General features: G+C 58.0%; 22 protein-coding genes and 1 pseudogene. 12 read left to right on the forward strand and 11 right to left on the reverse strand.

Annotated features, from left to right (window positions below; translation table 11 throughout):
• The first annotated feature begins 368 nt into the window (after positions 1-368).
• Positions 369-635 carry a hypothetical protein gene (locus ACAM42_RS27185; protein WP_369630003.1) on the forward strand — a complete coding sequence of 89 codons (267 nt, stop codon included), beginning with the start codon at positions 369-371 and terminating at the stop codon, positions 633-635.
• A 78-nt stretch (positions 636-713) separates the two neighbouring features.
• Positions 714-1,649, forward strand: coding sequence for a hypothetical protein (locus ACAM42_RS27190; RefSeq protein ID WP_369630004.1), 936 nt, complete (start codon positions 714-716; stop codon positions 1,647-1,649).
• 104 nt (positions 1,650-1,753) lie between these two features.
• Here ACAM42_RS27190 and ACAM42_RS27195 read toward each other — a convergent pair whose 3' ends face one another.
• The gene (locus ACAM42_RS27195) at positions 1,754-2,470 is read right to left on the reverse strand and encodes a hypothetical protein (protein WP_369630005.1); all 717 of its coding nucleotides are present in this window, start codon (positions 2,468-2,470) and stop codon (positions 1,754-1,756) included.
• Positions 2,471-2,623: 153 nt separating this feature from the next.
• Entirely contained in the window at positions 2,624-4,330 is a 1,707-nt protein-coding gene (locus ACAM42_RS27200; protein WP_369630006.1) for a hypothetical protein, read from the reverse strand.
• A 92-nt stretch (positions 4,331-4,422) separates the two neighbouring features.
• On the opposite strand from ACAM42_RS27200, the pseudogene ACAM42_RS27205 reads away from it, so the two are divergent.
• Positions 4,423-4,967, forward strand: a pseudogene (locus ACAM42_RS27205) (phage portal protein); the annotation flags it as partial.
• Here the strand turns inward: ACAM42_RS27205 and ACAM42_RS27210 are convergent.
• The 4 genes from ACAM42_RS27210 to ACAM42_RS27225 form a co-directional block, all read right to left on the reverse strand.
• A complete protein-coding gene (locus tag ACAM42_RS27210; protein WP_369630007.1) occupies positions 4,931-5,446 on the reverse strand; it encodes a hypothetical protein in 516 nt (171 codons plus the stop codon). The pseudogene ACAM42_RS27205 and the gene ACAM42_RS27210 sit on opposite strands and share 37 nt — an antisense overlap.
• Complete coding sequence (locus ACAM42_RS27215; protein ID WP_369630008.1) at positions 5,439-6,344, reverse strand: endonuclease/exonuclease/phosphatase family protein; 906 nt, start codon at positions 6,342-6,344, stop codon at positions 5,439-5,441. Before ACAM42_RS27215 ends, ACAM42_RS27210 begins: the two co-directional genes overlap by 8 nt.
• A 26-nt stretch (positions 6,345-6,370) precedes the next feature.
• Positions 6,371-6,943, reverse strand: coding sequence for a hypothetical protein (locus tag ACAM42_RS27220; RefSeq protein ID WP_369630009.1), 573 nt, complete (start codon positions 6,941-6,943; stop codon positions 6,371-6,373).
• Between the two features lie 201 nt (positions 6,944-7,144).
• On the reverse strand, positions 7,145-7,684 hold the full coding sequence (locus tag ACAM42_RS27225) for a hypothetical protein (RefSeq protein WP_369630010.1): 540 nt from the start codon (positions 7,682-7,684) through the stop codon (positions 7,145-7,147).
• Positions 7,685-7,997: 313 nt separating this feature from the next.
• Between ACAM42_RS27225 and ACAM42_RS27230 the strand changes: the two genes are divergently transcribed.
• The 7 genes from ACAM42_RS27230 (at position 7,998) to ACAM42_RS27260 (ending at position 18,406) form a co-directional block, all read left to right on the forward strand.
• The gene (locus ACAM42_RS27230; protein ID WP_369632808.1) at positions 7,998-8,102 is read left to right on the forward strand and encodes an excalibur calcium-binding domain-containing protein; all 105 of its coding nucleotides are present in this window, start codon (positions 7,998-8,000) and stop codon (positions 8,100-8,102) included.
• A 2-nt stretch (positions 8,103-8,104) separates the two neighbouring features.
• On the forward strand, positions 8,105-8,593 hold the full coding sequence (locus ACAM42_RS27235) for a hypothetical protein (protein WP_369630011.1): 489 nt from the start codon (positions 8,105-8,107) through the stop codon (positions 8,591-8,593).
• Positions 8,594-8,662: 69 nt separating this feature from the next.
• Entirely contained in the window at positions 8,663-9,844 is a 1,182-nt protein-coding gene (locus tag ACAM42_RS27240; RefSeq protein ID WP_369630012.1) for an energy transducer TonB, read from the forward strand.
• A 485-nt stretch (positions 9,845-10,329) separates the two neighbouring features.
• Entirely contained in the window at positions 10,330-11,355 is a 1,026-nt protein-coding gene (locus tag ACAM42_RS27245) for a site-specific integrase (RefSeq protein ID WP_369630013.1), read from the forward strand.
• Between the two features lie 217 nt (positions 11,356-11,572).
• Complete coding sequence (locus tag ACAM42_RS27250) at positions 11,573-11,938, forward strand: hypothetical protein (RefSeq protein ID WP_369630014.1); 366 nt, start codon at positions 11,573-11,575, stop codon at positions 11,936-11,938.
• Between the two features lie 323 nt (positions 11,939-12,261).
• Positions 12,262-14,421 carry an SEC-C metal-binding domain-containing protein gene (locus ACAM42_RS27255; protein ID WP_369630015.1) on the forward strand — a complete coding sequence of 720 codons (2,160 nt, stop codon included), beginning with the start codon at positions 12,262-12,264 and terminating at the stop codon, positions 14,419-14,421.
• 169 nt (positions 14,422-14,590) lie between these two features.
• Positions 14,591-18,406, forward strand: coding sequence for a hypothetical protein (locus ACAM42_RS27260; protein ID WP_369630016.1), 3,816 nt, complete (start codon positions 14,591-14,593; stop codon positions 18,404-18,406).
• Positions 18,407-18,505: 99 nt separating this feature from the next.
• On the opposite strand, the gene ACAM42_RS27265 is transcribed toward ACAM42_RS27260, so the two are convergent.
• Entirely contained in the window at positions 18,506-19,282 is a 777-nt protein-coding gene (locus ACAM42_RS27265; protein WP_369630017.1) for a HEPN domain-containing protein, read from the reverse strand.
• Between the two features lie 243 nt (positions 19,283-19,525).
• Between ACAM42_RS27265 and ACAM42_RS27270 the strand changes: the two genes are divergently transcribed.
• Positions 19,526-19,975, forward strand: coding sequence for a hypothetical protein (locus ACAM42_RS27270; RefSeq protein WP_369630018.1), 450 nt, complete (start codon positions 19,526-19,528; stop codon positions 19,973-19,975).
• Between the two features lie 16 nt (positions 19,976-19,991).
• Here ACAM42_RS27270 and ACAM42_RS27275 read toward each other — a convergent pair whose 3' ends face one another.
• The gene (locus ACAM42_RS27275; RefSeq protein ID WP_369630019.1) at positions 19,992-21,080 is read right to left on the reverse strand and encodes a helix-turn-helix transcriptional regulator; all 1,089 of its coding nucleotides are present in this window, start codon (positions 21,078-21,080) and stop codon (positions 19,992-19,994) included.
• 370 nt (positions 21,081-21,450) lie between these two features.
• Here ACAM42_RS27275 and ACAM42_RS27280 point away from each other — a divergent pair, with 370 nt between their 5' ends.
• Positions 21,451-21,786 (forward strand): hypothetical protein, encoded by a 336-nt coding sequence (locus tag ACAM42_RS27280; protein WP_369630020.1) that lies wholly within the window; start codon positions 21,451-21,453, stop codon positions 21,784-21,786.
• A gap of 896 nt (positions 21,787-22,682) precedes the next feature.
• On the opposite strand, the gene ACAM42_RS27285 is transcribed toward ACAM42_RS27280, so the two are convergent.
• Genes ACAM42_RS27285 through ACAM42_RS27295 form a run of 3 tightly spaced genes read right to left on the reverse strand, consistent with a single transcriptional unit; the run spans position 22,683 to position 24,798 of the window.
• A complete protein-coding gene (locus ACAM42_RS27285) occupies positions 22,683-23,243 on the reverse strand; it encodes a hypothetical protein (RefSeq protein ID WP_369630021.1) in 561 nt (186 codons plus the stop codon).
• A gap of 15 nt (positions 23,244-23,258) precedes the next feature.
• On the reverse strand, positions 23,259-24,089 hold the full coding sequence (locus ACAM42_RS27290; protein WP_369630022.1) for a zinc-ribbon domain-containing protein: 831 nt from the start codon (positions 24,087-24,089) through the stop codon (positions 23,259-23,261).
• Entirely contained in the window at positions 24,082-24,798 is a 717-nt protein-coding gene (locus tag ACAM42_RS27295; RefSeq protein ID WP_369630023.1) for a hypothetical protein, read from the reverse strand. The genes ACAM42_RS27290 and ACAM42_RS27295 overlap by 8 nt, the downstream gene beginning before the upstream one ends.
• Positions 24,799-24,973: the final 175 nt, after the last annotated feature.

The following is a 24,973-nucleotide window of genomic DNA, read 5'->3' on the forward strand; positions in this document are numbered from 1 at the left end:
GCGCACTTTGTCGGCGCCTTTGATCCCGGCGTGTATCGGCATCTTCCGTGTCAGAAGCGAGTCAATTGGGGTGGCGTGCAGCGAGGAACGCTAAAGGACAAGCCTGCATGCTCTAGCAAAGGGAAAACTGTTCTTCGTCGACTGCCAGGGGCGAGGTGATTCCGATCTTTTCGTCGTCGAAATACCTGATGATCAGTTGCTGTGTTGGTGAAACGCTGTTGTCTAGAACGAATTGATGAGGATGTGCCCCAGCATTTCGACCGGCTCTGAGAGCGTAGATGACGCAGCGATGCCGTGATCTTGAGAGCGATGGCATGGCCGGCTGTGCTGGCTAATTTGAGAGTACCGGTAACTCTCAATTTCAGACCATGCCTCAACTTCCAACCTCGTCGAAGAAGTCACCCATCGCCACCGCTACCAAGCCTCGCAGGCCCTACAACCGTAGCCCGTATCGCGAGAAGACGGTGGCGGTGCGTGTGCCCGAGTCGATGCTTCCTCAAGTTCGCAAGATGCTGAGCCGGCGCCGAGACCAGACGGCGCGCCACGTCAACGTTGAAGTCAAGGGAAAGCCGAAGCTGAGTCCAAAGCGCAAGCTCATGGGTAACGTCACGGCTCAGCGCAAGGATCGGCGGTGACTGCGGCGTACGTGCGCCTCCCAGCTCTCCTCCGTGTGCGAAATGTCCGGCCACCGTCCGTAAGTGGAGGGCCTGGTCATGGACAGCGCACGTGACCGCCAGACCAGCCACATCATCGATGCGGAGCAACTGTGGGACATGGAGGTCATCGATAGAGGTGGCTTCGTTTGCCCCGACTGTGCGGTCGATGTGTTCCCGGCGTCGTACCTCAAGGACATCAACAAGCGGCGGCCGTATTTCAAGATCGGCAAGGGCAGTGCTCATGCTCACGGCTGCGGCATCGCGGGTTTCTTGAGCGCGAAAACACCGACCGCTCGCAAGCGCGGCATGACGCGTGCTTCCGGCGGGCTGCCGATTCCCTTCCCCTCGCGATTGGTCATGGACTCTGTGGTCGAGACTGTTCTTGCGACCGCGCCGCACCGTGCCATGCAGTCGATGGCTGCAAAGCTCAGACGTTCGCCGCCTGACCTTCCGCACGGAGTCCCCATTTATCACGGCCACACGGTCACGACACTGCGACCGATCTGCCGAATCTTCATGGAGTTCCCAAATGACCGAAAGCAATTGGCGATCCGAATCCCCGGAGTGGCAGGTCGTACGTATGGCACGGCATTCAGACAACTTGGCTTCGCTGGTGTTCGTGCTCAACCTGTGCCAACTGGCTTGTTCTATGCTCCTTTGAGCTGGGACTTTGCGACCAAGGGTTCTGGCTACGAAGAGTGGACACTCAACGCCGGTGCGTGGCCGAAAGGGGCCAAGCGGCCTACTGCGCAATACCGCGTGCGCCTCAACTGGTCGAACTGGACCAGCTTGCAGCGCGCGACGCTGCGACACGAGCTTCAGCGTGCGCGAAAGGAGGTCGTTGGAAAGAAAGGTCTCCGCGAGAAGGCCTGGCTGTTCTTCGTCGGCAGCCAAGATCGGGCCGATCCTGGTCTTTTCGTCGTCGACCGGTACCCGCTGATCAGTTGCCGCGTCGGAGAGATGCGGTGGCCTAAGAAATCGAGGACGAGCTAGCAGAGCGGAAGGCCGGGTGTTCGCCTTTACCCATTGCCAACTGGAGGCTGCGAACGGCAGTTCGTGGCACAAACAGAGAGCCGAGCGCAATGCGTTGAGGCCACCTATTCGGAGGCCGAAGACCGCGCAAGCCAGAATTTGGCACTGAAATTGTTCAGCCCTCGAGTATAGGAATCAGCTTTCGCCTGGAACGTTTGCGGGATCGCCGCTCCGTCACCGCCCTCGCGGAAATATTCTCTGACTGAATGGAGACCCAATTTCATAAGGTGGTTCCATTCGTTATACAGCTTCTCCTGTCGATCCCGCTCCTGTTTGGCGGCGCTCGGCTTCCGGCTTAGTTGAGGCAAGGTGTAGTCAGGCCGAGAGTTGACATCGTGGACAAAAGTTATGCTGCCGTATGCCCACTTTTCCTCCACTGATCGGCGCCAGCTGTAGTTCACCCGAACTGTCACCCGTTCGCTGAAGCGGGAGGGCGCAATGATCAGGTCGTCGACGTAGAAGTACTGCCCTTCTTTCTCTTCCGTTGCTACGAGATCCTTCATCCGCTGGACGGCATCCACCAGATCACTGCCGGCGCGACGAGCGCGATATCCCGTCTCCGCACGCTTTTTTTCTGCCTTCGCCTTGCCGTGCTCTGCCAGCGCCGTCTCGTACTGCTGAAGCCGGAAAACGACGTGCTGTCCACAATTCTCGAGTCGGAGTCCCCGTAAGGCATACGGCCGCTCTTCACGCAGGCTCTGCTCGATGAGTTTTCTCAGCGCCTCGGTGTCAACTGCTCTCAAGGCTTCCTGCTCGGCGCGCGGAATGTTGATCTCACCCATATCTTCTCCCTCCTTGGTCATTGAATTGAGGCGATTGCAGGCCCGATTTCCTGGCCGGCGGTGATCACGGTCTTCAGCATGTAGCTCGGAAAGCTCACTTGCAATCCATGTCGACGGAGGCTGGCCACCTCGCAGACGGCGCTAGCTTGATGTCTAACGCGGTCTGGTGACTGCCAAGATGCCAAGCAAAGAATGCTCAGCTTTCCGTACCTCCGTGCGTTTCTCGTTCCACTTGGTTGCAATCCCGATGGACCCGGCTCCAAGAGCTGCAAGTGCCGTGGCAGCTGGAATCGCAACGCCTAGCAACGGGGACAAGCTAGGCAGCAAGAATGCCGTAGCGGCCACTGCCAACCCTCCGCCCGCTTTAAGGTAGATTTCTTGCATTGCCGCTGCATACTTTTTCTCAAGTTCGCTCATCGCTTTCTGTTGAGTCTGAACCAAGCTGGCGATTCCGTGGTTCACCTCGCGGACTACCTCGCTCAAATTCGCAGTACCCACGCTCGACAGTTGCGTCGTACATTTATTGAGTTCCTCTCGGAACCAGTGATGCTCATTATTTCGGACGACTTCGACCAAGCTGGCGATGGGTATGTTTGCGAGCCATGAAAGGCTGTCGTCTTGGGCTGCTCGCAAGGTCTGCAACGCTTGCTCAGTAAGAACTTCTTTTCTGCGAAGTTCAACTGCCGATGCGTTCGCCGAACGCTCGAAGTAATGCCAATCCACAGGGCGTGAAAGAAGAGGTTGAGCGCCAAACTCATTGGCGTTCTCCATCAAATGGAACTGGGGTGCTAAGCGCTCTGAGATGTTCAGAAGTACGGCTACGCTGGGCGTGAGCTTCTTCAACTGATCTACATCCTCTGCAGCTCGAATACCTTCCACGCTTTCGACGTATGCCTTGAAGGCTTCGTCGGGCGTCCAAATCCTTTCTGGGTCTGCCCCCGAGGGTACGAACAAGCGATTGGCGAATGCTGCGCGCATGAACCCTTCACCTTGGCTCTTCGCATAGTCAAAAAGTTCCTCGATGCTGGAAACTTGCCCGTCGCAAATAGGACTCACCACGCGAAGAATCAGATTCTCAATGCCCTTTTTTGTATGGGCGTCCGAGTGCTCCAACTGCTTCTCGAAGCTTGGGAAAAGATAGATTGGAGGGACGGGCAATCCCGCGTCTACTAGCGGGGCTAGCTGCAGCACATCATGTAGCGCAATCGCCAACTGAAGATGAAGTGCATTGAGGCGGAGGTCCTCCGCAAGAAATGGATAGATAGGATCTGGAATCAACTGCGTGTCGGCATAGAGTGCGGTGATGCGTACCGCACTCAAACTCGAACTACTGAAGCTACGCTGACCGCCGCTGACCAGCCGCATTCCCCCAAGAGCCTTCGCACGCGAGAAAGTATCTCTTGCATAAGCTCGATAGAACTGCCCAAGCTCTTCGACCGCCGCGTTGGCGTTCCGCTCCATCTCAGCTGGCGCGTGGCGCAGATAGTCCAGCATGATGTCTTTGAGTTGCGCGGTGTGTCCAACATCCTTTATGGCTCTACCTGTGAGGCCGACAAACAGCTGCGTGAACAAGCGAAAAAGTTCCGCCTGTGATTCGGAAATCGACATGGTTTGCGGAGCAAGGGCTGCTTCTCTGGGCATGGTGAAACGAAGCGCGAGTGCTGTAACTCGGGCAAACGAGATGACCTCATCGGGAAGGGCGCGTGCGTCAACAATGCCCAATCCGGTCATAGGCGCAGCCAGAAGATGCGCAGCCAAGTGCGCATGCTCAGGCAGAACATGCAGCCGACCTGCTTCTAGAGCCTGCCTTACCGTCAATAGTTTTTGAGCCGTAGAGATATCGGGGTTTTCGGATGCCATGTGAGCCCTGTCAGATTGTGCTGGATGACGTTCTTTGGTGGTGCGTTGCTCTCTGTTGCGGCAGATAGATGTGGTTCCACATGCGCGAGGCCGATATCAATCAGGAGGCTACGGCCTGCCCGAGTATCTCAGCGCGCTGCAGTCGGCCTAGCTCAACGAGTCGGCCACCCTGTCCTGGCGCCGCTACTACAACAACGGCAGTCACGCCGGCTTCGTCTTGTACGTGAGCGACTCCGCTCAGAAGCAGGAGGACATTGATGCGATACGCACGGCGCTCAAGGAAAGCAAGAGGCCGGGCAATTTCCGAAACCTGTTCCTCTATTCGCCCAACAGCAAGAAGGACGGCATCCAGCTGATCCCCATAAGCGAGGTGGCTGCGAAAGACAAGTTCTTCAACATCAAGGCCGTCAGCCGCGACGACATGCTGGCCGCGCACCGCATCCCGCCGCAGCTTCTGGGCATCGTGCCCAGCAACACCGGCGGCTTCGGCGCCGTGCTACCGGCAGCCCTGGTGTTCGCGCGCAACGAGATCAAGCCTCTGCAAGAGCGCTTTCGCGAGATCAACGAATGGCTCGGCGATGAGGTGGTTAGCTTTGCGAGCTATGAGGTGCCAGTAGACCCGGCTTCGGGAGCTTGATCCGAGGAGCCTAGCACTCCCAATCGACCATCGGTCGTCGGAGTTTTCGCAGTCGCGTAGTTCATGGCGGCAAGAATGGTCTCGCCTACTTCGGGCGAGCTCAAGAGCCTTGAGAGTTCGCGTTCGAGACCGGCCCTATTCTCGCAATGCATTACATCGCCACCGAGGGCAATCGTGCACGGATAACCATGGGGATCTTGTTTCCACCGCGCGATCTGCCAAGAGCGTGTTGGTTCACTTTTGCTCTGAACTAGGAGTGCGGGAACACGCTTGTTGGACATGAGTGCGGCGATGCCTGCCCCCAGCGTGTCGGTCGTGGCATCCAGAACTGAGCCACGCACGATTGCGATTTTTTGGTCAGTCGAGTCGCTGATCTGTTCGTTCAGTTCTTTGAAAACGGCAGTTACTTCGGCCCGGTTGAGCTCAGCACGTTTTGCAGCAGCAATGCCCTTCTGAAGTGAAGATGAAAAGTCAGCCATTTTCGGTCGTCCTTCTTTGAATTTGTCCCATGATTGGAAGATGGTCAAAGCAGCTCTTCGCGGATTTGACTAGGGCGGTGTAAGCGGGGATGTCGAGTACTCGGGTGTTTCTTTCCACTAGTTGCCAACCGGTGTTTCCCAAGAACGAGGAGGAGAAAATCATCTGATCAAAGGTGCGCCATTGAGTGGACTCTCCTGCGTTGTGAAAGTAGCTTCCATGGTCACCGATCGAGTCAGCCGCCTCCTCGATTGCTGAAGAAAAATGGCGCCAAAATGGGTTGTAGAGAAGATGCTTTCTTCGTTCAGCTAGGGCTCGATCACGCGTCGCCATGAGATTGTCGGCGATCGATGCATCGAAAGGCTCGTCGTTGTAGTCCCCTAGCAAGATGATCTTCGCATCGGCCTGTGATCTCCGAATGGCATCGATGTGGTCTCGCAGCCGAGTCCCCAGGACTTCGCGACCAGGGTCGCGTTGAGGCAGGTTCAATCGGCTAGGCCAATGTGAGAGGAAAATATGAAAGAGCTCATCGTCATCTCGAATAGCGATGGTTAAGCGATGGCCAACACGGACTGTGCGTTCACCTCGGGTCGAGGTAATGTTCTCCGCATCCTCTGCAATTGAAATCTTGTCGGCCCTATACACAACGCACATGTCGAATGCACTTCGACCGGCACGACCGGAGACGCGGTGAACTCGGTAGCCCGTGGAAAGGCATTTCTCCTCGATGCGATCTATGTCGTTGGGCGACACTTCACAGAGGGCAATGAAATCAACTGGAGCGGTCACCGTCAGTATTTGAATTATTGACACCGCCGTTTGCCACTCCTCGGGATTTGACCTGTCTTTTTTTCGGGTGGGAGATAGACCGGTGTTCCACCACACTAGCGAAACGTGCATATAAATTCTCTTGGGGGCTGTTCTGCTCAGCCAAGGCCAAGTTCTTCGGCTGTGAAGTTCGGCGCGTGAACGCGAGCTGCTTTCTCGCATTCATCGATCGCGATCCGCAGGATGACGATGGTTTCGCTCGCCCTGTGCCCCCAAGTCTTGAGCCACGCGTCGCGGAGGTCCTGGTTGGATGTGTGCCAGACGGCACCTGTCGCTTCCATGTCGCCGACGATGTTGACTAGTTCGCCGACTGCGCGGCCAAGGCGGCTCGCGCAGTAGTTGGGAAGGGGCAGCAGCTGTGCGAGCACATCAACATCGATGCCTCGCAGATCGTTGCGCCAAGACACGGGCAGTGGTATTTCGAATTGGTTCGCGCGGGCAAATGACCCGCGGCCGTGTTCCATTACGGTGCTGATCTGCTTGGCACCGAAGTAAATGCTCCGCAGGCGTCCCAGATTTCGAGCCGCGACAAGACCAGCTCGAGCCTCGGCGTCTTCGGCGGCCTTCTTGGCCGACGCGCGCGACAGCTTGAGCGCGACCACAACTGCGCCCCACGTGCCGACCACCGCGAGTGTGTCGAGCACGAACTTAAAGATCTCCATCCGCCCCATGGTGTTCCTCCTGTTGGAGTGGCGAGTATGTGCGCAGCGGCCAGGGGCCGGCAGACGCGTTCAGCCAGCCCCGCAGCTCAACGTGCCTTCATACGAGCCGTCGGGAATGGTTGCGGCTGAGGCCAATGACGCAAGGCCAATCAGTGCCGCTGCGAGAAGACCAGCGCGCACACGAAGGAATGGTTGGTTTTTATTCATTTTTCAATCGTTCTCGTCTTCAATTTTCTTGGCCGCTTGGAGCACAAGGCCTCGCCAACCAGGAAGGTCAGCGTCAACCTGATATCGCTCACTCACTATTTTTTTGGCCTGGCGCTCAACCTCCGGGTCAAGCACCGTGCCGAGCATTCGTTTCGCTGGGCGATTCTTCCCACTTCCAATGGCCGAGGCTTGGGCACGCTGCTCGAAAACTGCCTTCAATGCGCGCAGCTTCTGGCTGCTTTCTTCTTGGTGCTGCTCGTGTTCGACCTTCAGCTTTTGCAGAAGACTTTCAGTGTTCGACTCAAGCTGTGCTCGCTCCTCAGCAGTCAACCGTCTGTCAGTCGTCGTGTACGCCGCAGCACGTTGCTTCGAGGTCCAGCCAAACAGTTTTCCGCAGCACTGCGAACCGTAGAGCTTCAGGCCTTCGTCAGCTTGAATCACGTGGATGGCGCGATAGACACCGTGGTTGCACCCAGGAGCTTGGCAGCGAATACGTTGCTCTTTCTCAACCTCCACCACGGCCAGGAGAGTTGGTTCAGGCACGGGTTGAGCCCTCCCGCAAAGCTGTCAGATAGGTCTTGGCGACCCGTACACGAAAAAAACTCACGCTCTCCCCCCGTCCCGACGAAAACAAAAGGCTGTAAGCTAGTGTAAACAGGCGTAAGGGCGCCAGGAGGGAAAAATGTTCAGGTTGTTGGTGATAGCCGCCTTGCTCTTCGGTGCCTGGAAAGGGTACGAGCACTACCAGGCCAAAAATCTCGCTGAGCGCACACCTGCCTCAGCCCCATTCAGCCTCACCTCCACGAGTCAGCCCTCGGCTTCCTTCTCGTGCGACGGTCGAACGTACTGTTCACAAATGACCTCTTGCCAGGAAGCCACCTACTTCTTGAAGAACTGTACAGGCGTGAAGATGGACGGCAACAATGACGGCGTGCCCTGTGAACAACAATGGTGCCGGTAGAAATGAAGGCCATGCGAAAACTAACAGTTAGCCTGGCGCTCGCAGGACTGAACAGTGTGGCCTTGGCAGACGCCCCACAGTTTCAGATGTTCGCCTCGGACTTGAATAACGTTCTGAGCTGCAAATACACCAAGACCACGCCTCCTGATGAGCTCGGCGGTGCTCTCTACATGTGTATCGCGGGCAAGGCCGAAACCGCCAAAGTCTTTATCAACAAGGACGAGAGAACCGGCAAGGTCTTGAATCTCAAAATCATGTGGAATGATTGGTTCAAGGACCTGGGCTACGGCATTCACCCCGATAAAAAGGAAGCAATCGATTTCATCACTCTGCTGGGAAAACGCCTTTCTCCGGCTGTCACACCTCAGATGCTCAAGGCCTTCGAAGGCAAAACCCCTGCCACTTTCACCACAGATGCCTGGGTGGTGAAGTACACCTACAACCGAGGGCCGGCGATTGACGAGCGGTTGCTCGTCTTCACGCCGAAGTAGACCGTTGTTGATATCGTTGTAACTCCAGAGAAGGCAACTGAGCTCAACGCCGCCGGAGGAGACCGATTCATGACGATAGCAAGGAAGACTCCGGCCACCACAGCAGTTGTCGCCGCCCTCAAAGAAAAAGCCATGTCCTATCGTCTACGAGTTGGCGTCCTGACCACCGCTTGCGCCCTCTTCAGCCAGGCATACGCACAAGAGGCCTGCAGCTCATTTGACGGCCAAATTGTGCAGCCCGTGCGCGCCAACGTCCTTTGGAAGCGCCTCGCGAGTATCCCCAACGTCAAGGGTGAGTACGAGACCACCGCAGCCTATGAGGCACGTGTGGCAAACGCCCTAGGCGACTTGGCAGGGCAAGTCATTGTTGACGTCCCGATTGATTCGAAGTTCATGCTCTACGACGCCGATGCCAACCGACTCGATGTTCAAAGTTATGCCTTCTCCAATGGGACCACAAAGTACAGCGGCGTCTTCGGTTACGGCACACCGTTCGACGGGAAAATCAAGTACGGGATGAGCGACAACAAGGATGTCGTCTACCCCTCCGAAGAAGTCCGGCTCGGTAGCTACATCGGTGTCACGGCACTGGGCGCCAAGGTGCGAGTGTCGAAGATTCGCCGCACCACCAAAGCCATTTTCGAGCGTGAGGCTCGATGGAATGAAGGGCTCTTTGCCAACCCCAAGGCGGTCATGTCATTTGACAACATCACGCCGGCGACCGCTCGACAGATGAAGGCCACCGCCAAGGCTGCAATCGTCTATTCACCCAAGGCGCCCTACTTCGCGAAAGGCAAGTTTCCCTGGGGTGAGCCAACAATTGAAGGTCCGATGGACATTGACGAGACCATCGAGGTGGCTATTGGCACCATTCAATGCGCACTCCTTCTAGACGGCACTGGAAAGGTCTACGCCGCAGCCGCGACCGTGAGTACCGGGCATCCTCGAATAATTGAGGCCCAGAAGGAGCTACTTGGCCTTAGCGGCTACGCCGGAAGAATCGCAGCAGCAGTGCGCCCCAACATCACCTTCCCTGAGGCGGATGGCATTCAAGGCAACCCAGCAGTGGAGCTTGAAGCTCTTCTCGCACCAGACGGCACCATCACGAGCTCTCGAATCGCCAAGTCCAGTGGCAACGATGCATGGGACACAGCCGCTCTGCGCGGTCTTCAAAGAACAGCCAGACTTCCTCGCGATGTCGATGGAAAAGTTCCCTCGACGTTGACGCTCAGCCTTCGCCCAAAGCGCTGACCGGCAACTCGCTCAGTTCTTGTTTGTGTTGGTCAAGATTGCGATTTCCGACATCATGGAAGCCTTCGAGTTGGGCCTCATTGAGCATTTTCCTGAGCGTCCGGCGACCTACTTGACGCTGGAATCCCAGTCAGAACGACAACGCTGTGGGTTGCCCCACGCCGCTAGCTAGCGCCGACAACGGGCGCGCAAGGAAACCACGCCTTTGCCGAGGGCGAAAATACCTGACAAAATTTAGCTGACGCCAGCAGGCGTTGGCAGGGCGGCCGCTGAGATTTTTCATCTCGGTGCGGCTGGCCGGTCCAGGTCCAGCACTCTCCTGGACTTTTCTCTCCAAATCTCCCTCGTCTTTGACGATCCGTCGCCGGTACGCGCTCCGCAGCCAATGCGGGTTCGCTACCGGCTTTTTTGCGTCTGCCGCTGGGTATCGAGAAGCCACACTTTTCGATACTCAGCCGCGCGCGCTTCTTTTCCTGAGAACTTTTATGGAAAAACCACAAGGTTCGCCCGCGTCCGTCTTGAAAAACGGGCAAGAAACTCAGAATTCCACCCTGTCCGCCACAGCATCCGAATCGACTCACGTCGACAGCGCCGCCAAGCTGTCGAATCCGATCGATGACACGCCGTCGGTGCTCGCCAATGGCTACATGGCGGCATCGCAATCGAGTGCTACAGCGGCCGCCTATGCGCTCGACGAGAAAATGTTCCGTGCGGCCGGGGGAACGATACCGGCGAGCCCGTTGCAGATCGTGGAATTCTTGGCCGCGTTCGCTGGGAAATTGGCCGTGGCAACCTTGGAACGGCGGCTTATCGGTATCCACCATGCGCATGTCGAGCGCGGCTTGGTTTCGCCGGTGCATCACCCCGTAGTGAAGAAGACCATGGCCGGCATCAAGCGCACATTTGGCGTGCGCCAACGCCGCGTCCGGCCGATCCTAAAAGACGACTTGGTGGCGATGATGGTGATGTCCGACCGCCAAAGGCCAAAGAAAGCCGCGCGCGACAAGGCGCTGCTATTGATCGGATTCGCAGGCGCGTTCCGCCGCAGCGAGTTAGTTGCCATCAAGCGCGAACACGTGACCGAGCACAGCAACGGCTTTGAGATTCTGCTTGTTCGTTCCAAGACTGATCAGAGCGGGGTAGGACGAACCGTCTTCATTCCGCAAGCCAACGGTGATCGCTGCCCCGTGTTGGCGCTCCAAGAATGGCTGACCATCTCCGGCATCGGCACCGGCCACATCTTTCGCGGCGTCGACCGTCACGACCGCGTCGCCAATGAGCCTCTGACGGCGCAGTCGGTGGCGTTGATCGTCAAGAACGCGATCGAGAGAGTTGGTGGCCCCAGGGCCGACGTATCCGGCCACTCGATGCGCGCTGGCTACTGCACACAAGCGGCAATTGCCGGGCTCCAGCCGTTCCAGATCAGGGAACAGACCGGCCACACATCCGACGCCACGCTCGCGCGATACATCCGGCCCGTGGCGAAGCGCAAGATTCCGTCGTTACTGTAGCCAGGCATACCGGTCGGTCTGCGGTCAGCTGATGATGGGTCGCCAGGTTGGGACGTGACTGCTTTGCAAACCTTCGACGGTCTCGAAAAGGCCCACTGCGGTCGCGCGGGTCTCGTCGGCCAATGCCCGCTTGGCAGCGCTTGCCGACATCCCTCGGTCTCGCGCGAATGGGTACTATCGGCCAGAAGCAGACATACGAGGACGCAGGATGGTTCAGGTGAAATATCCCGAGATGCGGAGGGAACTCGAAATGGTTGTGGAGGGGCTTGCCGATCCCGCATACCAACGCCGGGTTTGGGTCGACGGGCAACCTGAGGACGGCGTGGAGCACGACGAATTCGGACTTGCGGTGCATTTCCTGTTCGACGACAGCTCCCTCGCCCAGGATGCTCTCTCGACAATCGGTTGGATTCTGAAGGACGCCTCAGAGGCCGAATCTGTCACTGCGCTGGTACGCGCTATCGATGTTGTGCTCAATCGCTACGGAACGAATCTCTCAGACGCCGAGTACATCGAGGTTCCGGAATGGCGCTTCGTGGTTGTTGCCGCCAAAGCTACGATGGCCGTATTGGCGGGCCGCTAACCCAGCACGCCTTTCAGATTGCCGCCGCTGAGGTGGCGCTTAACAACAGCGGTGCGGTCAGCTAGCTTTTTGGACCAAGCCTGCCCGCTCTTGGCCTGAACGCCGCCATCGGAGCGAGGTCAACTTAGGGCCCACAGGCGACTTCCACAGTCCTGAAATCGGCGAACCGAAGCTGCCATTCGAAGTCGCAGATAGGCGAGCAGCGCAGTCTGCCTACGCCGTACATATACGACACTTGCCAGTGTGGGAAACGAGCTGAGCAGCCCATGATCGGGCGGTCGGTGGAAGCTGCGACATGATTGCAATGTTTCATGGGGCCACGGGTGGCGAAGACGATGCGAACTGAGCAAGAAATCTTTGACGAGTTGGCCGGCCTCTGCGCCTCGCCCGGCTACGCGCATGCCATCGCCTATCTCTGCTCCCGCGACAACATGATCCGGTACTCGGGCGAGATGAAGGCCGAGGATATGCAGCACCTCTTCTCGAAGAGCCGGCTGATCCGTACCGAGACATCGACCCTCATCGGGCTGATGCTCAAGAACTCGATTGACTACACGCTCCCGGCACCCCCGGTCCTTGAAAAGTACATCGAAGCCACGGAAGCTCTGCTGGAGGAGATCCATCACACGATGACGGCGTCGTTTTGGCAGGACATTGATCCTGCCAAGATTGCCGAACCAGGTTTCAATCCCTTCACCAACGGCGCCGCGCTGCGCGAACCGATCTTCTATGGCGGGGAGTCCGCCTACAGCTTTCAGTACCGTGATTTCTCGCCTGCCAAGTACGCGAATGATGACCCTTGGCTCCTTGCCAACAAGGGCTTCTCAGTACAGGTTGCCCGCAACGTCGTCCTTGCCGTGTCGCGATTGCAGGATGAAAAGTCGATCCGAATTATGCGCGCCATGCACGGAACGCCCCAAGAGACATGGACCTTCCTGCCCGGGAATGCGTTCTCGGTGCAAGAGGTCGCCGACTTCGGGCACATCGATCCGACAATCGTCGATAAGGTCCTATCGGCATTTGCCGTCCCGCCGGGCGCACACAACGAGCAGTTCAAGGCGCTGCACGATTTCAATGTTGCCAACGCCAGCCCACTCATCCGCATGCCGGATGGCAACTTCCTACTCTTCCACATCTACAGCCTCGTGGAAGCGCTGTATGAAGCGCCGTTCTACTGGATGGGTGCTGACAAGGCCTATGTCAGCACCGCCATGCAGAACCGCGGCGTCTTCACCGAGCAGTTTGCGGTCGAGCGCCTGCGGCAGGTCTTCGGCTCGGAGAACGTGCTTGCCAACATCGACATCTATGAGTCAAAGGACACCAAACTCGCTGAAATTGACGTGCTGGTGCTGTTCGGCAATCGTGCCCTGGTCCTGCAGGCCAAATCCAAACGCCTGACGCTTGAGGCCCGGCGCGGTAATGACCTCCAGATCAAAGACGACTTCAAGAAGAGCATTCAGGATTCCAGCGATCAAGCCTATCGCTGCGCAAAGCTGATCGAGGAAGGCAAGTGCACACTCAAAGACGCCGCCGGCAATGCCGTGACGCTACCGACAGGCCTCAAGCGAATCTACGTGATCTGCCTGATCTCAGATCACTACCCGGCCTTGAGCTTCCAGGCCCGACAGTTCCTGAAGTTCGCGGCGACCGACACGATCTCGCCGCCTTTCGTCATGGACGTTTTCGCGCTCGACGCGATGACCGAAATGCTCAGCTCCCCGCTGCATTTCTTGAGCTATGTAGATCGCCGGACCGGGTACACCGACAAGCTGATGGCGTCGCACGAGCTGACGATTTTGTCCTACCACCTCAAGCAGAATCTTTGGGTGGACGACGAGCATGACATGGTCATGCTGGAGGACGACATCTCCGCCGACCTCGATCTGGCGATGTTGGTTCGGCGTGAGGGCATCCCAGGCAAGGGCACCCCTGAAGGCATCTTGACGCGGTTCAGCGCGACGGCCCTGGGACGCATGGTCAAGGCAATTGGAGCCCGGCCTGATCCCGCAACTATCGACCTTGGCTTCACGCTGCTGACGCTCGGCGAGGACACCGTGCTTGAGGTCAGCGCGGGCATCGATCAGCTTGCCAAGCAGGGCATCGCTGATGGCAAGAATCACGATGTCACCGTAGGGCTGGGCAGTGGTGGCACCGGCCTAACGATTCACTGCAACGACGACCCGATAGAAGTTGCCGGACCGACGCTGCAAAGGCACTGCCATGCCAGGAAGTACACCGAGCATGCCCAGACCTGGTTCGGGGTGTGTGTGCGGCCAAGCGATCAGGCGCTGCGCTTCGGGCTCAATCTGGACTTCCCATGGGAGCAAGACGACGCCATGGACGCGCTGACGAAGAACATGGGCAAGCCGGGCAACTTGAGGGCCTTGCTCCGCGAAGCCGCCAAGGCGCGAGTCAAGGTCGGCCGCAATGCCCCCTGTCCTTGCGGCAGCGGCAAGAAGTACAAGAAGTGCTGCTTTGGCTGACGCTACTGGTCACCAGCCACCGAGTGTTCTTCAGGCAGTCAAGTTTCGCTGGGATCTGATTGATCGTCGCGATCCCTGGCGGAGCACAGTTCGGTATGTCCGAGTAGCGTTAAGGACCGACAGGGGTAATGCCAAGGTTCGAAGGGGCCAGTAGCCGCAAGGGAAACGAATGTCAAAGAATTCGTCGCGTAAGCGAAAGAAGCAGCGAACGGGCCGACCGCGGGAGCTACGGCAGGACGAGCTAGTTAGTTCTGATGCTCCTGATGTCGAGTTCGAGAGGCGACGGGACGCGCTGCGGGAGTTCCTGTGCCGGTTCAATGCTCTCGATGTACTGGTCTCCATTGGGGTGTCGGAACTGTGGCTGCCCAATCGGTCGAGCCAGGTCAAACATCTGCTTGCTTTGAACATCGCCCTGGCGACGCCAGAGCCAGCGTTCGCCCGGGATGTACGACTCGCGACCTACGAACAGTTTTGCGAGTTCCACGCCGAGCTTCAGCGGCTTCTGCCGAGGTTCCCGATGATGGAGGACTTCGTCACGGAGGCCGATTGGGGCGAGGTGTGCGTGGAGGCGGTTCAAGGCTTCGCTCCGGCCTTCTTCGGCGGCAGCGTCGAGCGAATACCCGACTTCATCGAGGCATTCCGGGTTCTGCGCGGTGACGATCCCCAGGCGCTCGATGACATGCATCTTGCACTGGCAATTCAGGCACACATCATTCGTGGAGTAGATGCAGATGCTGTGGGTCACAGGGAGCACATCGACCCTGGTCACTTGGAAACGCCATCGGCCGAGTTCTGGGGTGCATGCAGTTCGGCACTGCTGTCGACTGCGGATGCGCCATTCGTTTCATTCGACACTGCCAGCCCGTCCTTGATAGCGGCAGAACTTGGCTTTCTGCGTCAGCCCCGGAGCTTCGCAGAGTTTAGCAATGCCGTCATGACGGGCTCAGTCGTGCCCCTGCTTGCCGTCAGAGTCGGCTCGCGGCATGTGCCGATTTCACTCAGAAGCGGCCCAAGCGTCGTTGTGGATCACTGGGATGCGGCCCCGCCGGCAGCTTCTCCAGCACGGGCACTGAACCTGAGTCGCAGGGTCGCTCGATTCGTGTCTCTAAGGCTCCGGGACCGCGAGTTGATGGTTGGGCCTTTGGAGCTCCCATTTCAGATCGACGGTCGGGACTGGTTCGTCGCCGCGGCATTAATGTGCGGCGACAGGATCCAACTCGTCGTTCCGGTTCAGCCGCAGGACCTTCCAGCAGTCGGGCACATTGAGCGCCGCGTGAAGCGGCTTGCGAGTCAGCCGAAGCGCTGGGGGTTGCGGCTCCGAGATCACGGTCAGGTCGTGGAGTTTCGCGGCGCAGACGGATCTCGCCCAGGGGCTGGGCACTTCGACGTCTTGGCGGTCCTGGCTAAGGTTGGAACCGCACCCTATCGTATGGTCTCGCCAGGTAAGAAAGTTCGGGTGCTGGGGTTGCCAGAATTCGTCACGATCTTCGACTCGCTGGAGGACGTCGATGAGTTGCGACGCTTCTGGGGCTACGTCGACGGGCTCAATCCAATCGTCGGAGGCATGAGCGGCGTCACAGACCACTTTGCGTCGTTCCGTGACACCGACGAACTGTTGATCGGTGGCGCGACGCAGCCTACCTTCATCAGCTTGGATCCGCATTGGAATTCGAGCTGGCGCTTTAAGAGCCTGTCCGAGTTCTGGGAGAGTGCGCCTCGCCACTTCCCCGATGGCAAGGCCACCTGGGTGATCGATGAGATGAGCGATGGTCTCACGGTGCTGAGGGCCAAGGGCCCGCTAGCCCTGGCCTGGTCTGGTAGCGCGGGTACGTGCACTGTACAGGCCATTCTCGAGGTCAGTGACGACGTGGATCCGGCCAATGGCCGCCTTGTCGAACTCTTCGTGCATTGCCTGGCGGATGCGACAACGCAGCGAAGCGCTCTCATCGACAAGAGCGAACCCTTCCTTCGCGATCACATCGTCGTTCGTTGCCATGCCGACCCCGACACGTTGGTGGAAGCGGATCAAGAGCCAAGGTCTGAAGTTGCGTCGCGTCCGTTGCTTAACGGCTGGAAGATTGAGCCCGCAAGCCGCAGTGACGGCTTAGTGGTCTCTGTGCGCGTCAATCTTGCGCGCCTCAGGACCAAGCTCGACCAGGCGAACGACGCATCCTTTGAAGCGGAGAGCCTTGAGAGTCTGATGATCGGAATCTGCGGTCTACTGGGCGTTCAACCGTCGCCGGAAGTGTTGGGCCGAGTCCGGGGGACAGCGTCGAGGCAACCGAGATTCAGGATGCAAACGTCACGTCGCACTGTCGACGTCCCGGCGCATGCCGACCCCGACCTGCCAAAGCCTCAGCAATACAAGCTGGCGCGGCGCGACCTTGCTTTAGTGCTCAAAGACCAGGGAGTTGGGGCTCCGTCCAGGCATGAACTGGAGCCGGCGAAGCTGGTTATCAACGGCGCGCGGGATGCGCTTCGCAAGCTCGTTCACACGCGCATCGCTCGTTTCGACCGAAGCAAGCTGCTTCTCTTCTGCATCGCGCAGCATGACCAGGTAACTGCGAAGTATCAGCACGAAGTGACGAGGCTTCAGCTGAGCATGAAGCACCAGGTCTCGTTCGATCGAAAAGAACTGCTTGCGAAAGCGCACGAGGAGCTGACCACTGCTGGGAGGAACTACCGATACCTGTTGGAGTGCTGCTTCAGTTTGCAAGCCTTAGGAAATGCCACCGTGCGATCGAATGATGTCGTGCAGCTGATAGCCGACGTCGATTGGTTGGCAGTGTTGTATGGCGCAAGCGATACATTGCACAACGACATCGACGTGGGCGGACTCGAAGTGGATGACCAATTCATTCCCACTGTGTTCTTCTCCGAGGGGCGCGAGGAGCAGGAGCGGCTCTTCCTTGAAGAGTTTGCAGCCGCAAAGCTAGGGATCGACCTTAACGAAGGTGACGAGGTGATCTCTGAACAGGAGGATGGCGTCAACTTGGAAGCGATCAACGAAGCCTTTGTCGCCGACGCTGGCTTTTCGCTCTCACATCTTGTCCAAACCTTGGAAGTGCTGTCACGCTGGTACTCCGTAGGTGGCGCGGAAGATCTCCAGTTCTCCTACCAAGCGTCCCCCGCAGCTGTTGCGAGAAAACTTGTTGAGAGGCTCCCAGAAGTCACCACGGGCATGGCCGAGCGCATCGTTGATTTCCTGACTCTGGACCCGGCTGGGATACGAAAGTTGGCAGGCAAGGACACCGACGAGCCGGATGTGCCGACCTGGGAGCACAACAAGCGAGTCCATCGGTACCTCATCCGACCTCTGGTGGAGGTTCAAGAAGACTTGCTGGCCTGGGGTGCCGCGACGGTCAAGCGGAGTTCGGCCATCTGGCTGGGAACCCTCACCAATGGGTACCTGCCTGCCGACTTCGCATGGCCGAACGTCATATCCCAAGTCAGAGGCATCAAGGCCAAGCTCGAAGCGAAGCTCGAAGTTAGGGCTTTTGAAGTTTGCTTGCGAACGACGCCGTTTGCTATCCATGGCATTGACTTCAAGCGGCGCTTTCCGAAAGAAGGGTTCGATGATGTCGGTGACTTCGACGTCTTGGCCTACTGGCCAGCACGCAATCTTTGGCTCGGCGTGGAGTGCAAGTACAACCAGCCACCGTTCTGTCTGAAGGACGGGCGAAGGCTGCGAGAGCGGATCTTCGGTGCTGGCAAGGACCACGGCCAGTTCCAGAAGATCGAAAGACGGCGTGTCTTTCTTTCCCAGAACGTGGCGCAGCTTCGCGAGCTTCTGAAGTGGCCGGAAGGTGCGGCAGGGCTCAAGCCGAGGTTCTTAGAGGTGTATGTCAGTCGAGACATCTACTGGTGGATGAGAAATCCGCCATACGTTGTGCCGACAGAGTTTGTGCGAGTCGACGCGCTCGAAAACTGGCTCCGCTCACGCGTTGGTGCGGCAGCAGACTTAGGGCGTGTAGACGGGATGTGAGGCCCTGATGGATTCCAAAAGATTGGCCGCTCCGATCTCTGCCAGCTACCGGTTGGACTGCCCCCAAGCAGCCGGTCGCGAACGACTCTTGATGGCCGTCTACGGTCGTTTCGATGGGTCTGCGACTATCTGCTTAAGGTGCTCCCGGTAGCCGTTGCGTAGGTCTTTGGGGATGTACACGTACTTCAACAGCTCTTCAAGCATGTCTGGGTACAAATGCAGCGGCGAGTTTGCGGCATTTAGATTGTGTTGCAACCTCACAGTCGGCCGCCGGCGGCTGCCGAAGAAGGCGTTTTGCCAAAGGAGCGCGCTCCTGGACGGATGCTTCGCGTTGTCGATGACTTTCTCCAAGTACCCACCATGGAGACGGAACTCATGCGGAGGGCATTCCGTGCTTCCCCTCAACATCGCGTGGGCCTCTCTTAGCAACCGCTGCTCAACTAGCGGCAAGACCTTTCCGAAAACATCAAGCACTTGGCAATACCTACGGATGTCCCATACCGTCATGTCGAGTTCAAGAATGGGGTACCCGACGACGAAGTAGGACACGTCCAGGTAGCGGTACTCGCCATAGGCGGCGATGTGCTCCAGGAACTCTCGGCTTTGCGGCCGCAGGACAGGCTTCCACGGCAGCTTCTCGACGAGGCGCAAGGCAGCACTGATGTCATGGCGCACATCTGCTGCTGGGACGCGATTCACGAGAAGGATGTACTTCAGGTACTTCTCTAGCGCCTGTTGCGCAGACCACATTGCCTGAGGCATGAGCTCCGCGCGATAGGCAAGCCTGGCGGCAATGTAGTCACCATCCGCGATGTCTCGGAACGAGCGCGTAGCGAAATCGTTGATCCTGCGGTCCAGCTGGTCTTGCTTGTCCATCGCGCACCTTAAGGCGGTTTTTCATCCGTGCGGGCCTGCTCTTTGACGGTCCGGCTGAGGGCGAATTCTGCCTCTATGCCGGCCGGCCGCTCATGGCCGACTGTAGCCGGTGGCGCCGCCGTCGTGGGCAGGCCCGAAGAAGCTGTCGGATGTCATTGCGAGGCAAAGAGGCGTACTCAATTTTGGTGATGCGAACTTCCGCTCAATTCGATCAGAATTTTCTATACCTTTCGAAAGATCACCATGCAACGATTCTTCCTGAGCATATTGGCGACCGCGCTCTTGGCCGGTTGTGCAAGCGCACCCTCCTTGACGTCTGTACCGTTGCCACCGGACGTCGCGATCTCGACCCCTGACAACACGCTCCCGGCGGAGCGTCGTGCCTTCTCCGGTAAGTGGGCGGGAAAGTGGCGCGGACTCGCAGGCGGACAGCAACAAGAGACAGTGCTCATCGTGGAGAACCTGACGGCAGACGGAGCCACGGTTGTCTATGCACAAGGTGACCACAGCCGGTTCCCCGCGTTCTTTCGGCGCACCCAGGCGCGTTTCGTCGGCACCAAGCTGAATTTCTCTTTCGAGCAAAGGACACCCGTTTCCTTCAGCTATGAACTCCAGCCAGACGGGACGTTGAAGGCTGAATCACTGTCCAGAGGATTCACGGCGGTCTCCACCTTGAATCGCGTCAACTCATAGGCTGGTCAGCACGCACTCAATGCCGAACGTTCAACGCAGTTCGGACCAGATCGACTTGCCTCGAGCAATCGATCTTGATCATCAACGCTGCTACCTGCTTGCGCACGGTATGGATGGAGACGCCGTTGCTCTCGGCATAGTTACTTACCGAAAGCCCCGAGGCCAGCGCGTGCAAGACCCGCGCCTCGGCCAGCGTGATGCCGAGAGGCTGCATGAGCCGCTCGGGCGACGCCACTGCTTGCTGTCCAGCGCGTCGAAGTCGAATGAAAACCAATGGCTCGCGGCCCATGCGAAGCAAAGGGTTCGCGCACACTAGTTCTAGATGAACTGGTAGACCGGTGCGGCTGTCTCGGAAAACAAGCTGCTGCACCTTATCGGTGACGCCTGCCGAAAGCAAGCTCGCCTGCAACTGCGCACGATCTTTCGGATCGGGATGAGAAATTCGACCACCCGTAACGATAACGCTGCCGCGCGAGTCGAAAAGCTCCTTTGCCGCTGGCGATGCATGCACGATCTGTCCCGAACTGTGTGCCAAGCAACTGGCTTCAGCCAGGGCGTCAAAGGCGTGATCAGTGGTTGCCAACCATGAGGCCGCGTGAGCGCGCCGCCGTTCAACGGCTTGTTGGAGCGCCTGGGTATAGGTGCGAATTCTTTCACCGGCAAGGAAAGACGACAGTCCATCCCATGCGGACTCCCGCTGAAACCCCAAACTGGTCCGTCGATCAGGGCTGTTTTCGATAATGAACGAGTAGAGCTGCCTCATGCGGTGTTTGCACATGAAGTCGACGTAATAAGCGCTGCGTTGCCGTCTTTGTTCTGGAAGAAGGATCTGCGTGTCGAGCCAAGTACCCGGAGGCTTGACTACGCTCGGTAGCGTCATCACATCTTCGGTATGAAAATGCCCCGCATAGTCTCGGACCGCTGCCGCGTCCGCACCCGACTGCTGTACGTCGACGACACTTTCGCCATTGAAGACGATGAGTACGGCTGCATCGCTTCCGACCAACCGATTGGCCGTCGAAAGAACAGAGTTCCAGGAGGGCGATTGCTCCGAGAGGCCGCGAACCGCTTCCAGTGCTCTGCGCAATTCCATATCGGGTTGCATGCGAACTTCCCTCCTACACGGGAATGATGCCTCAAGCTGATCATTTGATGGACGCGTATTTCGGCACGTTCTGCGATATGAAGTGCGGGGACCTCACCTGATGATCGTTTCAGCGAGTGTATTCCCGCGACCGGCAGAATCCGTCGCGAGAACCCGTCATTCGACCGCGGGGTCGAGGTCTGGCGGTTCGCCCCGGGTTAGCGCGCCGTGCGATACCTGAACTCGAACTTGGATTCCTCTCCTAGGACAAATGCCCTCCAACAATCAGTCGCTTTGTCTCATGCAAAGGAGAGATCGCTGCGCTAGTGTTGATCATGGGCCGCACGCAGCCGCCCTGTCACCCAAAGGCTGCCAACGGAAGGACATGGCGATGAAGTCAATCACGATCCTCGCACTGGCGTTGGCTGGCAACGCTTTTGCCGGTGACGCCGCATACAAATGCGTCGGCGCGGATGGGAGTGCTTTCTACCGTAGCCGTCCCTGTCCAGGTACCAGCATTTCAATCGCGCCCGTCATCGGAGGTGCGGGGGGGTACGCAGTCGTGCCTGGGCCAGTGCGCCAGGAAGAGGTTGCGCGATCGCAGGCCTGCCAATCGGCTCAGGAGAAATGGAATCGAACGCTCAGTCACGCCAGCAGCCGAGGTCATCAGATTCCATCTGACTACGCGAACAAAGCACAGGCCAACATTGCGGCGCTGTGCTACTGATCGGCTGAGCACTTGCTGTCGTACTCATGGACAACGAGGCGCGGCGATGAAGAAGTTTTTCAAGCAGCTTTTTGTTTGGATTGAGGCTGCAGATTCACCGATTATTCTTGTTGCGGAGGCGAGGAACCGAGAGGCTTCCTACTTTCCCACGCCCCTCCGAACGTCGGACGTTTCTGCCAAAGAAGTTAGGCACAAACGCCCACTGCTCGCGACTGACGACGATGGGATGCTTCAGACATGGCGGTCGCGAGTCCTGTGGTCCCAAATTGGATAGAGCTCACAAAATGGCGCATCTCAGCCTCACAGAAGCGTTCGCCCGATACGGAGCCACCCTAAAGAATCCAATGTGGTCGGTCTCTGCTTGGACGATGCAGGGAGAACTAGTGCTGAGCCAATGGGCACACCACTACCGGAGGGGGCCGGAGAATTCGGCCGAGTACTGGGGCCGCACTACGCGCTGGGAGGGGCCTGGCAAGAACGAATTCAAGGCCAATCTCGAAAGAGCGAAGGCACAAGGAAGTCGGGTCCGACTTGTGATCGTAAGCACAAAGGAGGTCGCGCGAGTTGAGGCCGGCGAGGACGCGAGCAAGTTGAAGAAGGAATTTGACGTTCGGCCTGATTTGGTCGGAGAAGTGGCAGAGCTAGATGGGGACGACTATGTCATCCGCTTCCGCCGGACGTGATCTCTTCTAGGGCCTTGATGCAGCGAGCTCTAATGGGTCGTTCGACACGGACGGCCCATCGGCGGGCCTGGTCCGACTATTGGCCGCCGGCCAACTCCGACGTTAGTTGCTACAGACACCATACTTATTATGCTGTCGCCGTTAGTGCTGCTTAGGTGAGAAGAGATTTCCCGCTCATTCATTTTGATGAGACTGCACAGCCGACCGGAGGCGTTAGGCAGCCCGCCTCATCATGTTCACGATGTCCCAACCTCGCACGGCATTGGATGGATATTGAGAAAGGGCTTTCTCCATGTTTGATGCTTCCATCAATTCTTCTTTGAACACCCTCATGTATTCGAGGTATCCGTCGACGGTCGCAGCATGCTTGCGAGACGACCTGATTCTTCGATCCCACATAGGAAACAGGGTGGGTGCCGAGAAATGCAAGTACTTCGACATGGCAACAGGTCCGAAGGGCGGAAAAAGCACTGAAGCTATATTGCGCAGGGAGCCTTCAAGCTCTTCAAGATTCGCTTTCTGAAGTTCAAGTGACTGAACGGCAGCGAACTCGGAATCAACGGTTTTCGTCAAGCGCTCGATATCTTCAAGTGAGAAGGCCGACCATTTGGTTCCACCACCCGCGTGCTTGACGCTCATGAGCGTTTGAGGCATCCACGAGTAGATGCACATGACCTTTTTCGGGATGTCTCTAGAGAAGGTCCTCCAGTCCGCCAATTCTTGAATGACTTCGTAGGTGTGCCCATACCAAGGGTTGTATTCAGCAGTAGTCATCGTGACGTTGGATTCTCAGAGCTTGGCGCCGCAGGTCGTGCAGAACTTCGCCGTCGTGGGGACGTGGGCGCCACACGCCGAGCAGGCCTTTGAGTTCGCTGCGTCCATGTATGTGGTGCGCATGTGTGCCAGCTGCACTACACACGGAATCGTGATGCGATAGGCTGGACTTGCCAATCCAGCGGCCGACCAAAGGCCCCCCAGCATGATTCCGACCGGCCCAGCAAAGGCCGAGATGGACGGAACCAGCGCCGGTGCAGCGAACACGAGCGTCCGGCCAAGGGCCTGTTGTGCCAATCCTCCAGCTACCATGGCCCCGATTGCGGCTGCGGAGACTGCCGCGAGAGCCGGGCCCGCGGCTGCAATTGCTCGCTCTGTCGCCCCCACCGCTTTAAGTGCAGCTTCCCGGTCCGTCTTGCTCAGGGTGTCGAGGCTCTTTCGGAAGAGTGTCAACAGAATCGCTCGCTCCACCGACTGAACGTCCGCTTCCGTGTGCACACCGGCTCCAATTTGCTTTGCGACGTCGTGGACCAACTCGCGGTAGGTAATCGTGGCGTCTCGGTTGCTATTGGACGCAGCGCTCCAGAGACTCCGAAAAGCATTGGCTACGGAGTTTCCCCCATAGAGCAATACTTCCTTTCCGATGAGCACTCTCTCGGGGCTCGTGAAACTCCCTCGCTTTGCTGCAGCGACGAGCTTGGAGCAAACATCGCTGTCCAGGGACACCCGACCTTCGCCGCTATCAGTGATGTAATCCGTGAGCACGGAGAGGTCTTCAACTCGGGCAACCTCGAGCAGCGGATAGAGGCTGTTCGGCTCTTTGAGAAGGACGGAGTATTCAGACATCGCTGCCTCTGGTATCGGTTCGTTGGGATGCTGAGCGTTCTTGTTTCGCTCCAAGGTGAGCCTCCTGCTCGCTGAGGAATCTAGATTTTGGTGAAGACGTGGCTACCACTGAGGCAACAACGAGAGCAAGACCACGAGCTTCAGGAGGAAGGTCACGCAGTGGCATCGCCAAGCTGACGTTCGCGATTACGGATGCTGCCTGGCGCACCGCTGAGCGCCCCACATCGGTCATGCCGGCAATGGCCTGAGCATCTCGAATGATGTCGACCGGCTTGCACGCGTAGTCTGGGCTGGCCACGGTCTTGTCGACGTAGTCATGGAACTGGCTGCGACCATGCAGCGAGCTTTGGTAGGTATGGAAGGCCGTGAATAGACGCGTCCAGTCATCTGCCGTCATCAGCAAAAACGCAGGGGGAATGCTGAGTTCCTCTGCCAATCGACACACGCTTTCGAGCACCGGATTCGGCGGAGCATCCGCCTCCATGTACTTCCCCAGGGCCGCACGAGACACGCCGGCGCTGTGACTCAGCATCTGCCAAGAGCGCGACTTGTGGTCCCCATCGGGGTCCGCCGCAGAGAACGGAACAACCCGCCGCAAAGCCCGTTGAAACTGAGCGACGGTGCGCTCGAACAAGGGACTGGACCGCTTTTTCTTCGGTGCTCTCTTGCCACCATCTTGTAGTTCAAGGTCAGGAGATCGGGCTGTCATGGTTTTCGTTTCTTGTGGACATGCATGCCGCTGAAAGGCGCGCACCTACTCCTGTTTCTATTTTCCGGGACGCACGATGCGAGTGTAGAGGGCGAGTGCCGCAACGCTCGCAGCCCCGGCGACAAAGCAGATTGCGAAAGCAGCGAGTTGTTCAAGCGGGTTCTGGTTGACCATC

Source organism: Variovorax sp. V35 (assembly GCF_041154465.1).
Taxonomy (GTDB): domain Bacteria; phylum Pseudomonadota; class Gammaproteobacteria; order Burkholderiales; family Burkholderiaceae_C; genus Variovorax; species Variovorax boronicumulans.

Bases quoted from the DNA above. Each gene is read 5' to 3' on its own strand.
- ACAM42_RS27190 (WP_369630004.1), top strand. From the start codon at position 714: ATGGACAGCGCACGTGACCGCCAGACCAGCCACATCATCGATGCGGAG.
- ACAM42_RS27215 (WP_369630008.1), bottom strand. From the start codon at position 6,344: ATGCACGTTTCGCTAGTGTGGTGGAACACCGGTCTATCTCCCACCCGA.
- ACAM42_RS27210 (WP_369630007.1), bottom strand. From the start codon at position 5,446: ATGGCTGACTTTTCATCTTCACTTCAGAAGGGCATTGCTGCTGCAAAA.
- ACAM42_RS27275 (WP_369630019.1), bottom strand. From the start codon at position 21,080: ATGCAACCCGATATGGAATTGCGCAGAGCACTGGAAGCGGTTCGCGGC.
- ACAM42_RS27220 (WP_369630009.1), bottom strand. From the start codon at position 6,943: ATGGGGCGGATGGAGATCTTTAAGTTCGTGCTCGACACACTCGCGGTG.
- ACAM42_RS27240 (WP_369630012.1), top strand. From the start codon at position 8,663: ATGACGATAGCAAGGAAGACTCCGGCCACCACAGCAGTTGTCGCCGCC.
- ACAM42_RS27235 (WP_369630011.1), top strand. From the start codon at position 8,105: ATGAAGGCCATGCGAAAACTAACAGTTAGCCTGGCGCTCGCAGGACTG.
- ACAM42_RS27195 (WP_369630005.1), bottom strand. From the start codon at position 2,470: ATGGGTGAGATCAACATTCCGCGCGCCGAGCAGGAAGCCTTGAGAGCA.
- ACAM42_RS27260 (WP_369630016.1), top strand. From the start codon at position 14,591: ATGTCAAAGAATTCGTCGCGTAAGCGAAAGAAGCAGCGAACGGGCCGA.
- ACAM42_RS27280 (WP_369630020.1), top strand. From the start codon at position 21,451: ATGAAGTCAATCACGATCCTCGCACTGGCGTTGGCTGGCAACGCTTTT.
- ACAM42_RS27285 (WP_369630021.1), bottom strand. From the start codon at position 23,243: ATGACTACTGCTGAATACAACCCTTGGTATGGGCACACCTACGAAGTC.
- ACAM42_RS27265 (WP_369630017.1), bottom strand. From the start codon at position 19,282: ATGGACAAGCAAGACCAGCTGGACCGCAGGATCAACGATTTCGCTACG.
- ACAM42_RS27245 (WP_369630013.1), top strand. From the start codon at position 10,330: ATGGAAAAACCACAAGGTTCGCCCGCGTCCGTCTTGAAAAACGGGCAA.
- ACAM42_RS27270 (WP_369630018.1), top strand. From the start codon at position 19,526: ATGCAACGATTCTTCCTGAGCATATTGGCGACCGCGCTCTTGGCCGGT.
- ACAM42_RS27200 (WP_369630006.1), bottom strand. From the start codon at position 4,330: ATGGCATCCGAAAACCCCGATATCTCTACGGCTCAAAAACTATTGACG.
- ACAM42_RS27290 (WP_369630022.1), bottom strand. From the start codon at position 24,089: ATGTCTGAATACTCCGTCCTTCTCAAAGAGCCGAACAGCCTCTATCCG.
- ACAM42_RS27230 (WP_369632808.1), top strand. From the start codon at position 7,998: ATGACCTCTTGCCAGGAAGCCACCTACTTCTTGAAGAACTGTACAGGC.
- ACAM42_RS27185 (WP_369630003.1), top strand. From the start codon at position 369: ATGCCTCAACTTCCAACCTCGTCGAAGAAGTCACCCATCGCCACCGCT.
- ACAM42_RS27295 (WP_369630023.1), bottom strand. From the start codon at position 24,798: ATGACAGCCCGATCTCCTGACCTTGAACTACAAGATGGTGGCAAGAGA.